The 13482-nt window shown below is 32.9% G+C and carries 9 protein-coding genes; 3 read left to right on the plus strand and 6 right to left on the minus strand.

All coding sequences use genetic code 11. From position 1 onward, the window contains the following. Positions 1-62 precede the first annotated feature (62 nt). From M9897_04045 to M9897_04055, 3 genes are all read right to left on the minus strand, one after another. Positions 63-1130, minus strand: a complete 1068-nt coding sequence (locus tag M9897_04045; GenBank protein MCO5268049.1) for a T9SS type A sorting domain-containing protein — start codon at positions 1128-1130, stop codon at positions 63-65. Positions 1131-1216: 86 nt separating this feature from the next. Then, entirely contained in the window at positions 1217-2284 is a 1068-nt protein-coding gene (locus M9897_04050; protein ID MCO5268050.1) for a T9SS type A sorting domain-containing protein, read from the minus strand. Between the two features lie 94 nt (positions 2285-2378). Further along, complete coding sequence (locus M9897_04055) at positions 2379-3245, minus strand: formylglycine-generating enzyme family protein (GenBank protein MCO5268051.1); 867 nt, start codon at positions 3243-3245, stop codon at positions 2379-2381. Positions 3246-3800: 555 nt separating this feature from the next. Between M9897_04055 and M9897_04060 the strand changes: the two genes are divergently transcribed. Beyond that, positions 3801-6029 (plus strand): MMPL family transporter, encoded by a 2229-nt coding sequence (locus tag M9897_04060; GenBank protein ID MCO5268052.1) that lies wholly within the window; start codon positions 3801-3803, stop codon positions 6027-6029. On the opposite strand, the gene M9897_04065 is transcribed toward M9897_04060, so the two are convergent. Then, a complete protein-coding gene (locus tag M9897_04065; GenBank protein MCO5268053.1) occupies positions 6003-6446 on the minus strand; it encodes an NUDIX hydrolase in 444 nt (147 codons plus the stop codon). The two genes, M9897_04060 and M9897_04065, sit on opposite strands and share 27 nt — an antisense overlap. Before the next feature lie 199 nt (positions 6447-6645). Here M9897_04065 and M9897_04070 point away from each other — a divergent pair, with 199 nt between their 5' ends. Together M9897_04070 and M9897_04075 are read left to right on the plus strand one after the other, a co-directional pair. After that, positions 6646-7929 carry a replication-associated recombination protein A gene (locus tag M9897_04070; protein MCO5268054.1) on the plus strand — a complete coding sequence of 428 codons (1284 nt, stop codon included), beginning with the start codon at positions 6646-6648 and terminating at the stop codon, positions 7927-7929. Positions 7930-8000: 71 nt separating this feature from the next. Then, positions 8001-12293 carry a caspase family protein gene (locus M9897_04075; protein MCO5268055.1) on the plus strand — a complete coding sequence of 1431 codons (4293 nt, stop codon included), beginning with the start codon at positions 8001-8003 and terminating at the stop codon, positions 12291-12293. 36 nt (positions 12294-12329) lie between these two features. Here the strand turns inward: M9897_04075 and M9897_04080 are convergent, their stop codons facing one another. Both M9897_04080 and M9897_04085 read right to left on the minus strand, forming a co-directional pair. Next, the gene (locus tag M9897_04080; protein MCO5268056.1) at positions 12330-13019 is read right to left on the minus strand and encodes a sulfite exporter TauE/SafE family protein; all 690 of its coding nucleotides are present in this window, start codon (positions 13017-13019) and stop codon (positions 12330-12332) included. Positions 13020-13025: 6 nt separating this feature from the next. Next, positions 13026-13475 (minus strand): FixH family protein, encoded by a 450-nt coding sequence (locus M9897_04085; protein MCO5268057.1) that lies wholly within the window; start codon positions 13473-13475, stop codon positions 13026-13028. Between the last annotated feature and the right edge of the window lie 7 nt (positions 13476-13482).

The following is a 13482-nucleotide window of genomic DNA, read 5'->3' on the forward strand; positions in this document are numbered from 1 at the left end:
TGTGTGTCAACTAATTTTTGAAGATTTATGACGACCTCTTGCTCTTCTAGCAATGCGTTTATTTATTCAATAACTATCTTTTGGGTAGTCATTATCCCTTCTTGGTTTACTTGGATAGTATAAATTCCTTTGTTTAAGTTAGCAACATTGATCGTTTCGTTGTTAGAGGATAGGGTAGAAGTATATACAGTTCTTCCTAATGCGTCTATAATAAAAATATCGGAGTTATTTGTCCAAGTATTTAAATGAATATTTATTTGCTCATTTGCCGGGTTTGGATAAACTGTAAAAGAAGAAACTTTGTTTACCTCCAATCCAGCTGTTAATGGATCTTCATAACTTAGTGCTATGTTTACGTCAATTAAATTCATTCCACCTAAACTAAATATTAAATGGGAGCGAATAAAGATAGGTAAATTGCTTATGGTAAAATCATAATATTCATATTGAGTACGGTATAATCTAGCAGTATCTCCTAGGTCAACAACTTCTGCCCAAGCAAATTCATCAGTTTTTAAACGAGATACATTTGAATAACTATTACCCGCTAATTTCAATGTTCCAATTCCATCGTATGTTACGGTAACATCTCCTTCTAATTCAGGCTTAATTACTAACATAGAACCTCCTCCAAAATCTACTTTTACGTCTCCAGTTCCTTTGTAGGTATCAGTAACAGCATCTCCTAAATTGAATGGATAGTTAAAATACTTTGAAGTTTTATCTGTAAAAGGAACCACGATGTTTCCTAATTCAGACAAAGAAGTGTCTGAATTTATATATACAAATCCTTGGGAAATCTTCTCTGCCATAGTAGGATCTGTAAAATAGGTTTGTAGATACCCTTCAATTTCTATAAAATGAGAAGAACTTGTAAAAGTTGTATCGTAGGCTGTACCAGCAACTTCCTGAACGGTTACCATTTTTGCAAAATGATCATAGCCAAATAAAGAGCTGTAATCCCAAGTGGCATTATTTCCTGTTTCAGCATCGTAGGTATTTGCTAAGCTGTCAACTACATATAATTTTATACTTTCTCCTGTAACAGGGGAATTTGTTTGTGTAAACTGCCCAAATAAACCGAATGATGTAAGAGCAGTACAGATAAGAAGTGTGATTTTCATTTTCATAACGTTATTTTTTTTCAAATGTAATACTATTTAAAAAAGAAAACCCAAGTTTCCTTGAGTTTTCAATTATTTAAATTTGGAGGATCTTATTCAATTACAATTTTTTGAACTGATTTTGTATTTCCTTCTATAACATTTACAAAGTAAATTCCTTTGTTTAATGAAGTTACATCAATTGTAGTTGTTATATCGTTAGAAGTAGTAGAATATACTGTTCTTCCTAAGTTATCCACTAAAACAATTACTGTTTCTCCATTAGCACTTGGATTAACAATGTTTAACTGGTTTGTTGCAGGATTAGGATAAACTTTAAATTCCCCACTAATTTCAGAAGATATGTTGGATGTATTTGGATCGTCAATACTCATAACTACAGTTCTTGATGAAACAGGCTGGCCAATTGCAGATAAATCAAAATCCATTTTTGAGTGAATAAAAATAGGTAATCTGCTATTGTTGTGATCATAATATTCATATTGAGTAATTCCAATAGCAGCGATTGGAACCGTAAAATACTTTGCAGTAGCATTTTCTGTAATCTTAACCCTTTTTACGTTTGTATATGTGTTATTAGCTAGTTTTAATGTTCCATACCCATCAAACTTTGTATTTATGATACCTGTAACATCGAGATTCATTGGTCCACTACCATAACCTATGGCAGCTCCATCAACAGTAGCCGTTCCAGTAAAAGCATCGTTTGTTACAGCATCGTTTAATCCATACGGATAATTAAATACATTAGCATCATTTGCACCTGTATTAAACTTAACCACGATATCTCCTGAAGCGTCACTTGTAAAGATAAACCCCTTACTATTTAACGTAGAGGAGGTAGTAGCAGTATAGGTAGTCATAAAATTATCAATAACTAACTCTTCAGTAGCTAAAGGAAAATCGATGCTATAAGGTGCTGTAGTAGGAGTTATTACACTCGCTGCATTAGTTAATCCCGGAGCAGCAGCAGCTGTACCACTATAATCCCAAGTAACTCCAGTTCCTACTGTAGCATCCAAATTAGCAGCTGTACTATCTAACACAAAATAAGTTGTAGCATCTCCAACTTGAGGTGCATTCGTTTGTGTGAAAGGCGCTTGGGCCATTAAAGAAGTCCCTACTAAGAAAGTAGAAACAGCAAGTAAAATTCTTTTCATAAGTTAAATTTTTGTTTTTATATAAATCAAATATAGGTATTAATCTAGAAAATTAACAAAATACTAGATTATTTTTGAAATAATTAAAAATAATCTACTCCTCTTCTATCATTACTAAGCGAAAACCTACATTTGGATATGCTTGTTTATCGTAAGTTTTCACACTTCTATTTTGAATATCTCCTCCAAAATCCATCCAAGAACCACCGATCACCTCGTTTCCCTCATTTAGCATTTCAGCAACATTTCCATTCATGTTGTATAAACCCCAGACACTTGGAAAATATGAGACAGCAGGTGCTATTATATCCATACTTCCTCCCTTTTCATACTGTGTTTCACTCGATAAAATCGGTTTGCCATCTTCTCCTCTTATGATATTTTCATCTGGAACTCTAACGAAATTAGCTAAAAATTGCCCTTGACTATTTCTGAGAAAATTGCCTTGCCAAGCATAGTGACTCCCTTCTTTTCCTCCATTTGCAGCATAAATCCATTCTTCTTTGGTTGGTAAACGAAAAGTTATGTTCTGATTCTCTGATATTTCTCGGTTTCTTTCAGTGAGCCAAATAGCATAAGCTTGTGCAGCCTCATACGTTATATTCACTACAGGATATTCCTTATAGATATTCAACATATAGTGGCTGCCTTTGGTAAAATAATCTCCCCACTTAGTTGAGTCAGGATAATACGTATGGTATTCATCGATACGATTATGTTGCTTTAAATAAGCAAGAAACTCTTTATAATCAAAATTGGTTACAACTCGGGTTCCTAATTTATATGTTCTTAGTGTTTTACTTTTTCCGTCAATTTCAATTGTTCCAGCTGGAATGGTTGAAAAGATTTTAGAAAGACGTTTTTCAGTTTGTTTAACCGTTTCCTTTTTTATAGGTGTTTCCGGGTTGGAAGGGAAGAGAAAGAAAGAGCTTCCAATAAGTATAAGTAATAAAGTTTTCATAGAAAAATAGATATAATACTATAAAGATAGAAAAAATACGTTAGATTCCGTTCGCTTCGGAATATCAATCACCATTACTGTAAGGAGATTAGATTCCGTTCGCTGCGCTCCGGAATGACACTTAAGCCTTAAATAAAGAGGGAGAGGGGGCGGCTTCGCCGCCCCCTCTCCCTCTAACTACCTTGACGGTTGTCATTCCGGAGCGCAGCGAACGGAATCTGTTATTCATCCATGATTATCCTTTGTAGCATACGCGAAGCGAACGGAATCTGTTATTCTCCCATGCTTATCCTTTGTGGCATACGCGAAGCGAGCGGAATCCATTCTTTTATCAATGCTTTCGTATAGAATACATTTCCACAACGAAAACGTCATATAGATAGAAATTATAATTTAATCTTCATTGCAAAATCACCTATTTCTAGCTGATTAAATAGTGTCGAATGCTGACAGCCTCGGTATTATCTAATAAAAGAATACTGTTTTATTCTGTTAATCAAAGATTCTGATAAATAAGTATTTATATTTGTTTCAAAAAGGAATTTGAATACTCGAATGAAATGGTTGTCGTGGATATTGCTTAGCGTTGTACTACTCGTCACTGTTTTTTTTGGTTTACAAATCCCTAAAACAAAACTAGATTACAACTTTGAGAGCTTTTTTCCAAAGGAAGACTCATCAGCTTACTTTTTTGAAAATTATCGTCAGCATTTCCAATCAGATAACGATTTCTTATTAGTGTGTATAGAACGAAAAAAAGGAATTTTTGATTCTGATTTCTTAACGGAAATTCAAAAATTAACTCAAGAAATACAGTTACTCGACCATGTAACATACACACGAGCAATTACCTCAGAAAAAGAATACTTCATTTCTTCTTTTGGGCAAGTTTCTCAACGCCCTTACATCGATAGCAATTTAATTCTCGATTCTACTCTAATTTATTCGCATAGAGAGCTTATTAATAATTTAGTAAATAAGGAAGGAAATGCGCTCACCATTTTTGTTAAACACAATGATTATTTAAGCAAAGCCAAAAGTGATAAACTAGTAGAAGAACTTCAAAGTTTACTCAATAAATATGATTTTGAAAAAGTACGTGTAGCCGGAAGAGCAATAGGACAGCAGTACTACTTAAAAACAATGCAGCACGAGTTAGTGCTTTTTATTGGTATTGGGTTTTTACTCGTATTGATATATTTGTTGTTTACGTTTAAATCCATTTGGGGAATGTTGCTTCCTCAACTTGTTTTAATCGGCTCTATCACTTGGATATATGGTTGGTTAGCTTTTACCAATCAACCGATTAATATTTTACTCATTGTATTACCACCTATCTTATTAGTCGTTTCGATGTCTGATGCTATTCATTTGATATCTAAGTATTTAGATTTAAGACGCTCGGGTAAAGAAAAATTATCTGCCATTCAAACAACTATTCGTGAAATTGGAAAAGCAACTTTCTTAACTTCGTTAACTACTGCTATAGGATTTCTATCACTCGTTTTTATTGATGTAAAACCAATTCGTGATTTTGGTCTTTATAGTGGTATAGCTGTAATGATTGCTTTTTTAATCACATATTTAGTGCTTCCTTCTTTATTAACATTAACTAAAACCCCATCGCGTTTAATAGAAGCTTCCTCTGAATCATGGTATATGCGTTTGCATTTTCTGTTTTACGCTACTCTCAAGAAAAGAAAACTTATTCTAATTAGTGGAAGTATTATGCTTCTGATTTCAATTGTAGGTGTATTCTTTGTTAAAAATGACAGCTTTATCATGGACAATATTAGTCCGAAAAGTGAACTGAAGAAAGATTTCCTTTATTTCGATCAACATTTTGGAGGAATACGTCCTTTTGAACTTGCCATTCAGATTAAGCCAAACCAAAATATCTGGGAAAAGGAAACCTTAGAACAATTGGAAAAATTAGAGAATTATTTGCATTTCCAGTATGGAGTTGTGGTTAACTCATCACTTATCCAAACTATCTCCATTTTAAATCGAGGAAGTCACGGAGGAGAAAAGGAATTTTACGTACTTCCTTCACAACAAAAGGAGATAAATAACTTCAAACAACTCATAAAAATAAAAGATCAAGGAAAATTCGTTCGCTCCTTTTTGGATACTACGGAAACCCTTACTCGAATAAGTGGACGAATACCTGATTGGGGAAGTCATCTCGTGCAAAGTAAAAACAACGAACTTCACATGTTCATACAAGAAGCCGGAATAAACAACTACCTTACGGTAACACCAACTGGTTCTGCTGAGTTGTTAGATGTCAGCACTTCATTTATGTCACGCAAGCTATTGGAGAGTTTGCTATTTGCACTGGTGATTGTTTCGGTATGTATGGGACTTCTTTTTAAATCATTTAAGATGCTTTTCATTTCTCTAATACCCAATATTATCCCTTTGCTTATTACTCTTGGATTTATGGGGATTATGGGAATTCCATTGAATATTACAACGGCATTAGTTTTTACAATTTCTTTTGGAATAGCAGTAGATAACACCATTCATTTTCTCAATTATTACAAGCTTGAGTTAGCAAAGGGCAGAACTCCAGGATACGCATTGCGGAATGCATATTTCAAAGTTGGAAAGGCCATTTTATTAGCTTCTTTCCTTTTAATTTGTGGATTTAGTATTGTTAGTTTCTCTGCATTTACGGCTATTTCGTATTTAGGAATCTTGGTTACCTTAACTTTATTTATCGCCCTTTTAGCAGATTTAATATTACTGCCTTTGTTACTTATCTTTTTCTTCAGAAAGTAATTTCTCAACCACTACCTTATCAATTGGAAAGGTCACATCACTAACTGTCAGCTCTTTTAAACTTTTCCATCTCCATACTTCTCGTTCTTCTCCTTTAAATTGGAAAGGAATATGGCTTGTTAGAATTTCAGTTTCTTGCTCCGTTATTACTTTGTAATAAACACTAATAATCTGGTCATCTTTGTTGAATGCAGAGACTTGGAAGAAATCGGTTAGATAAATGAGTTCTCCAATTGTAATATCAATCCCCAACTCTTCTTTAAATTCACGAATAAGACAGTCTTTAAGGCTTTCTCCAAACTCTAACCCTCCTCCAGGAAATTTTGTGAATTCTTTTCCAAACCTACGTTCATCTGAGAGCAATACTTCTCCCTTTTGATTCATTAAAATCCCATAAACGCGAATATTAAAAGGCATATTATAAATTTTTCAAATACTAAATTTACATGCTTTTTTGATAAGAAGAGAAATTTATACCGATTTGATTGAATTAAGTGTTTGGTGTTTAAATAAAAAAGGGGATTGACAGTGTAATTATCGATCTAATTAGTTGTAAGAAGTTACTCATTATTTCTTTTCTTATTCGATTTTAGCTATTTTTGCTCAAAGCAAAAGCATGATTCCTGTACCCTCTATACCATTAGCAGAACGTATGCGTCCTAAGACGCTTGAAGAGTATGTTGGACAAGAACATCTACTAAAAGAAGGTGCAAGTTTGCGAAGAGCAATTAATGCCGGTGTTATTCCGTCGATGATTTTATGGGGACCTCCAGGAGTTGGAAAAACTACGTTAGCTTCTTTACTTTCTAATTACTTAAAAAGACCTTTCTATACGCTTTCTGCTATTTCTTCAGGAGTAAAAGATGTGCGTGAGGTTATTCAAAAGGCAGAAGGTCAAGGAATGTTTGAAAGTGGCGGTGCTATTTTGTTTATTGATGAAATTCACCGATTTTCTAAAGCACAACAAGATTCTTTGTTGGGAGCTGTTGAGAAAGGGATTGTAACCTTAATCGGCGCTACAACAGAAAACCCTTCATTTGAAGTGATCTCTGCTTTGCTTTCACGTTGTCAAGTATATACTTTGAATTCTTTAGACAAGAGCCAACTCGAACAACTTTTGAAGAATGCACTTGAAAGAGATGAATATCTCTCACAACTTGACATCGAATTAAAGGAAACAGATGTTTTAATGCGTATCTCAGGAGGAGATGCTCGGAAATTACTCACCTTACTGGAAATTGTAGTAAATACTTTTCCTAAAGATCAAAAAATCATAGTTACTGACGAAGATGTTTTAGCAATCGCTCAACAGAATATTGCACGCTATGACAAAGATGGAGAACAGCACTACGATATTATCTCTGCTTTTATTAAGTCTATCCGTGGAAGTGATGCGAATGCTGCCATATATTGGCTGGCACGCATGATTGAAGGCGGTGAAGATGCGAAATTTATTGCTCGTCGTTTGATTATTTCAGCGAGTGAGGATATAGGTTTAGCGAATCCTACAGCACTTATTTTAGCAAACAATACTTTTCAAGCTGTGAATACGGTTGGATTTCCAGAGGCTCGTATTATATTGGCAGAATGCACGATGTATTTAGCAAATTCCCCCAAAGGGAATGGTTCATATATGGCAATTAATAAAGCTCAAGAGTTAGTGAAGCAAACAGGAAATTTACCTATTCCGCTTCATTTACGGAATGCTCCTACCAAACTCATGAAAGAGCTAGATTACGGTAAAGAATACAAATACTCCCATAATTACGCTGGAAATTTTGTGCAACAAGAGTTTTTACCAGAAGAAATAAAAGGCACTTCATTTTTTGAAGCAGGAAGTTCCAAAAAAGAACAAGAAATAGCTGAGAATATGAAACGACTTTGGGGTGGGAAGTATTGAAAGGGGGAGAGTTCCAATGACTATTGGAGTAAAAGTAAGAAGTAATATGTTAATAGTTTAAAGTCTATAATATGAGATTAATCTGGTTAGTATTTCTATTCTTATTTTTCTATCCTATTTATTCTCAAGATAATTTGATAGAAGTATCTTCTCCTATAGATTCTTATATTATTTCCAATGACGATTCATTGTTAATATACATCTCGGAAGGGAAGATCTTTACGACCGATATCTCAAAGATGAGAGTGGAAAATAAATTTTCTATCTCTAAGAATGCTTCACAGTATAATTGGAGAATCATAAAACTCACGCGAGATAAGAAACGAATACTTGTTAGAAGAGAAGATAAAAGAACAATATATCAGCCAAAAATGGATATATATTCTTACCCCGAAGATTCTATATTCATAGTTGATATAGAAAAACAGAGTGTGCTTACAGCAATTGCTGGAAATATGTTTATTGATATCACAAATAGTGGGGGAATAATAATGGCTTCTAACAATTATAGAAAAAGCGAGAATGGTAATATATCACTTGTAGGAGAGATTACTTCTTCAAAAAGCAAATTACAAGGTGTGTCTCCTGGAATCATTATAGATATATGCTCTCATCCATCTAAAGATGAATTTGCACTGATTTACTATTCGTATAATTCCAAAGGAAAGAAAGTGTATTCTTTTGAAGTGTGGAAAGAAAATACATTAGAGTTAAAACCTCTACATAAGCGAGATTTTGATAATCAGCTTTTGGAAGTTAATTGTTCTAAAGATGGTTCTTTATGGCAAGTGGTTTTTAAAGATTGGAGGGGAGATACTCGTAGCTTATTTATGGAAGAAGCTGATATTAATTTAGATATGGAAGTCCTTGAATTATCTCCCTTTAAAGAAAAACTAAACTACAGTATATATGAAAAATCACGCATTTATCAATATAATGAAGATGAAGACATTGAAGTGTATAATCCCTCTTCTGATATCATTGAATATAAAATATGGCCTAAACTTTCATCTTTACAAGCTATTTCAGGCTTTTATCCTTTAAATAATGATGAGATATTACTTTTTAATAATCAGGATTTTTATACAAGCAAATTAGGTATTGAGAAATTCTCACTTGTTCAGAATGCATTGTATACTCAACAGAATAAAGATAGTGTTAAGGAAAGTTATCTCTATAATCAAAATGCTTTGGGATTTAGTATCAATACAAAAGAAATTTCAAATGCGAGAATAGAGCAGCAGATTGATGGCGAATGGCTTGTAATACAAAACGGCACCTCTGTTGAATTCTGGAACACGTCTCTACGAAAAAAATGGCGCACAATTCATATTTCTGAAAGAACTCAATTTTTCTTTGATTCTAAAACAATGCGTGTACTTCTTTTTGAAGAAACAACAACTAAAAATTATAGTGATTTTTGGTTGAGTACAATTGATTTAAATACTGGAAAAAAGACATCTCGAATCTATGAAAACAATCCATATCCATTCCCTTCATCTTCATCTAACTCTTGCATCCACAAAGAAGGAGATGAGTGGATATGTTCAGGTGGAAGGGGGATTTTTACAATTAATTGCCGAGACTTATCTATTACCCCAATCTATGAGTTTGATGAAAAATATTTATCACTAGAAGTAAATGCTTTAATCAACAATAAACTTCTCATTACACTTAACGAGAAAATTGCATCTCAAAATAGTTATGAAATTAAAACACGTAACTATAAGGCTATATTTAATTTTCTGGACACAACTTTTCATGTTATAGAAAACTCAATAGATTGGGAGCATATTTATCCTATTTCTGAATCAATATTTGCCGTCCAAAAGTCAGATGGAATTTATGTTTGGAAAAATAATATACAACAGAAAATATATACTCCGTCAAAGAATAATATATATTTTTCTCAGAATCTAGTATATACGAAGAATGGTGTTTGGCTAGCCGATGATAATTCACTTATTTTTGTAAATTATCTCGGAGTAAGTAAAAAAGATTCTAGTAAATATCTTATTTCTCATTTAAGTGGAAGTGATTCTCTTTTAGTATTTAATGATGCTTATTCGCGAGATATGATAAGTTTCTATCCCTCTAATAGTTATTTTAAAGAATGGAAGGTCCTGAAATCAGGTTTTATATTGAACCCAATATTGGATATTACTATTAATTCAAATGGGTATATTGCATGGAAGAATCAACTTCTTATTAATATCCATAATTTAGAAGTCGATCATATTGCAAATTCTCTCGATAAATTCTTTATCTTCCCGAAACAAGCCTCAATTTTGTCTATTGAATATACTTCAGAGATTGATTCTAAATATAATACTATTAATGAAGGTTCCTTCATTGTTAAAGAAATCTCAAAAAGGAAACAGCAAGAGGCCTTGTTAAGAAGTCCTTTTTTTAAAATGGATGATTATTTCAGCAGAGTTTTATTCTCAGAAGATGAAAATTATGTGATCGCTTATACTGATATTAACTTATTTAGTACAAAATATAGTTTTATATGCTGGAATATCAAAGCTAACAGAATTGTAACTGAGAAGGTTTCTGCAGGTATTATAACTGCTAAAAATATCCCTAATACTCCCTTAGTTGTTTTTTATCTTCAAGATAACTCTACTAAAACATATAATATGGAATTAGGAAAATGGGTTCATATAGAAATCCCTCTAATTAATGAACCTATTGTAGATTATCATAATGTGAATTTTCAAGATAGAAATGGTACATATAAGATTTTTTACTCAGATGTATATCTGAAAAGTGCTATTTTTATAAAGGATATCAATCGCATAGTAGCAGGTAGTGAAGATGGGAGGGTATATGTATGGGATATAGATAATTCTTCTCCTGAAATGATAATTCCTACAGGAGCTACTGCACCAATTGTTAATTTGCTAACATATTCTGAATTTATTATAGCAATTGATGCAGTAGGGGCACTTCATTTTATAAATAAGAATGATATGGTATGGAAGGTAACTATTGATATTATTGGAGGCATAGAAGGAGATACATTTAGTATGCCTCTTTCTGTAGTATGGCGTACATCTGAAGGATATTATAGTAGTGAAAAATCCAATTTGAAATATTTTAATATAATTAGGGGAAAACAAATAATTCCTTCGAACAGCTATGATGCGTTATTGAATCGCCCAGATAAAGTATTGGAGGTAATTTCATCTGATGAGATAGCCTTAATAAATGCCTTAAAAGAAGCTTTTGAAAAACGGATAAAACGAAATTATTTATCTAAAATAGAAGACATTCTTACTGTATCTCTGCCAGAGGTTAAATTTGCAAATAGTTTTGTCCCGCCGTTTACTACTCAAGATTCATTTATCGATATTCCCATTGAAAATTCATCGAATTCGGTGACTTTGGAAGTGAGAGACAATGGCGTTCTAATTTATGATATGCCTATTCAGGATATAGAGAAAAATTTGCGTTTAGAGCTGGTATCTGGAGAAAATGCTATTTATATAATCACTAAAGATGAAAATGGATTTGAAAGTATTCCCATTGCCTTCCAGTTAATATGCGAAAAGGAAGTTCAGCCTAAATTGTATTATATTGGAATCGGAGTTTCTAAATATCAAGATACTTTATGGAATCTTAAATATGCAGTAAAAGATATTGAAAAATTAAAAGAATTTTTTAGTTATAGATATGCTAATCAGGCTGAAATATATACTTTCTTAGACGAAGAAGTAATTAGTGAGAATCTTATAAAGATTAAAGAAATTCTATCGCAAACCTCTGTAGATGATAAAGTTGTTATTTCATTCTCAGGACATGGTTTGATTGGGAGAGATAAAGAGTTTATCTTTTGTAGTAACAATATTGATTTTTCAAAACCAGAAGAACGTGGAATTAAATTTTCTTTCATAAAAGATTTGATTAAAGATATTCCAGCAAGAAGAAGATTAATTCTAATTGATGCTTGTAATAGTGGGGCTTTGGATGAAGAGGAGAATATTAACATGACTTTGGCGGATAATATAAAAGAATATAATTCAAAAGGAATCACTGTGGTAGAAGGTTATAAACAAGAAAAATTTGATAGCTATGATTTAATGCAGCGATATTTCTTTGATTTCCAGCATAATGATGGTTCCTATATTATTTCTGCCTCTGGAGGAAAGGAATATTCGTATGAAGGAGAAGAATGGGGAAATGGGGTGTTTACATATAGCCTTATTAAAATATTGGAGGAGAAGAATTATTTTGATAAAAAAGAAACAGCTATTTCAATCTTACAAAAAAGAGTATATGAAATGGTTGAATCATTAACTAAGGGAAAACAAAAGCCAACAAGTAGAAATGAAAATCCTGAATGGAATTGGGGTTTATAAACTATTGTTTTATTATAGTAGAATCATGGCTTATAATCAATGACAATGCATCTTTTGCTCAACTTGATGATTCATCTTCGGACTAATATAAGGTATCCCAAGATTTAAACCTCGGAGTATAAGAAGTCCACCAATTAAAAATGCTATCACCAATGTGATTGGTTTTAATTTTTGACGTAAAGAGGCTGTGATTTTATCTCTTACCAGTGTTACTGCCCAAAGTATAGGTGTAGTTCCTATTCCAAAAGCAAGCATGGCTAAAAAACCATTGAAAGAACTTCCACTTGCAAAAGCTACAGTAAGTGCCATATACACCATGCCACAAGGTAAGAATCCATTGAGCATTCCTAATTGCAAAAAATGCCACCACTTAGGTTGATTTTTTATTTGCTGAAAGGTCTTCTGGAATGTTTTTTGAAAGGGATATTTCGAATTCTTCGGAATGATAAATGGGAATAATGCCATTAGAATAATTAGGACGCCGGAAATGATAGATAGGTATTGCTGAATTTCACCCCAGATAGCTTTGATTCCGAAAAAACCGATGAGGGCACCTAAAAAACCATACGCAAATGCTTTACCTATGAAATAGACTAGTTTTGAAAGAAAATTTTGTTTGTCTCTAGGGAAAGGAACAGCCATTACTAAAGGTCCACACATACCCAAGCAGTGTAAGCTACTACCTAAGCCTAATAAAAAAGCAGAACCGATAACAATTAAATCCATATTGAACTATTGCATTTGGAATTCTTTGTAATATTCTTTATTGAAAGATTTAAAGGAAACACGCACTAGATAATTATGACCAGAAGCAACTTCTTGCCTGTTAAATTGATATATACCTGTATCGTTTTGTGATAATTTCCGACGAGAATCTTTAGATTTATCTGAAACACAATAAAATTGAACAGAGCCTTCTTCTATACTTTCTGATATAAGTGCGGGAATTATTATAATCACCTTGCTATCTTTCTCTTCTATGCGAAAATCATCTCCGAAGTAGGAGGCGTTTTTCTTTGCCTCAAGAACATTGTTAAACTTGGTTTCTTCTTGGTAATAATCACCTTCCACTGCCATTTCATATTTTACGGTAGTGGCCACATAGGCCATATAGATCATACCTAAGGCAGCTAAGACAAATCCTAAAATGAGTAAATTACCTGTGTTTTTAAAGAATTTCATTCGTTTA

Origin of the sequence: Brumimicrobium sp. (assembly GCA_023957385.1) — a bacterium.
Classification (GTDB): domain Bacteria; phylum Bacteroidota; class Bacteroidia; order Flavobacteriales_D; family Crocinitomicaceae; genus Brumimicrobium.

Coding starts and splice junctions, on each gene's coding strand:
- M9897_04045 (MCO5268049.1), bottom strand. CDS start 1,130: ATGAAAATGAAAATCACACTTCTTATCTGTACTGCTCTTACATCATTC.
- M9897_04050 (MCO5268050.1), bottom strand. CDS start 2,284: ATGAAAAGAATTTTACTTGCTGTTTCTACTTTCTTAGTAGGGACTTCT.
- M9897_04055 (MCO5268051.1), bottom strand. CDS start 3,245: ATGAAAACTTTATTACTTATACTTATTGGAAGCTCTTTCTTTCTCTTC.
- M9897_04060 (MCO5268052.1), top strand. CDS start 3,801: ATGAAATGGTTGTCGTGGATATTGCTTAGCGTTGTACTACTCGTCACT.
- M9897_04065 (MCO5268053.1), bottom strand. CDS start 6,446: ATGCCTTTTAATATTCGCGTTTATGGGATTTTAATGAATCAAAAGGGA.
- M9897_04070 (MCO5268054.1), top strand. CDS start 6,646: ATGATTCCTGTACCCTCTATACCATTAGCAGAACGTATGCGTCCTAAG.
- M9897_04075 (MCO5268055.1), top strand. CDS start 8,001: ATGAGATTAATCTGGTTAGTATTTCTATTCTTATTTTTCTATCCTATT.
- M9897_04080 (MCO5268056.1), bottom strand. CDS start 13,019: ATGGATTTAATTGTTATCGGTTCTGCTTTTTTATTAGGCTTAGGTAGT.
- M9897_04085 (MCO5268057.1), bottom strand. CDS start 13,475: ATGAAATTCTTTAAAAACACAGGTAATTTACTCATTTTAGGATTTGTC.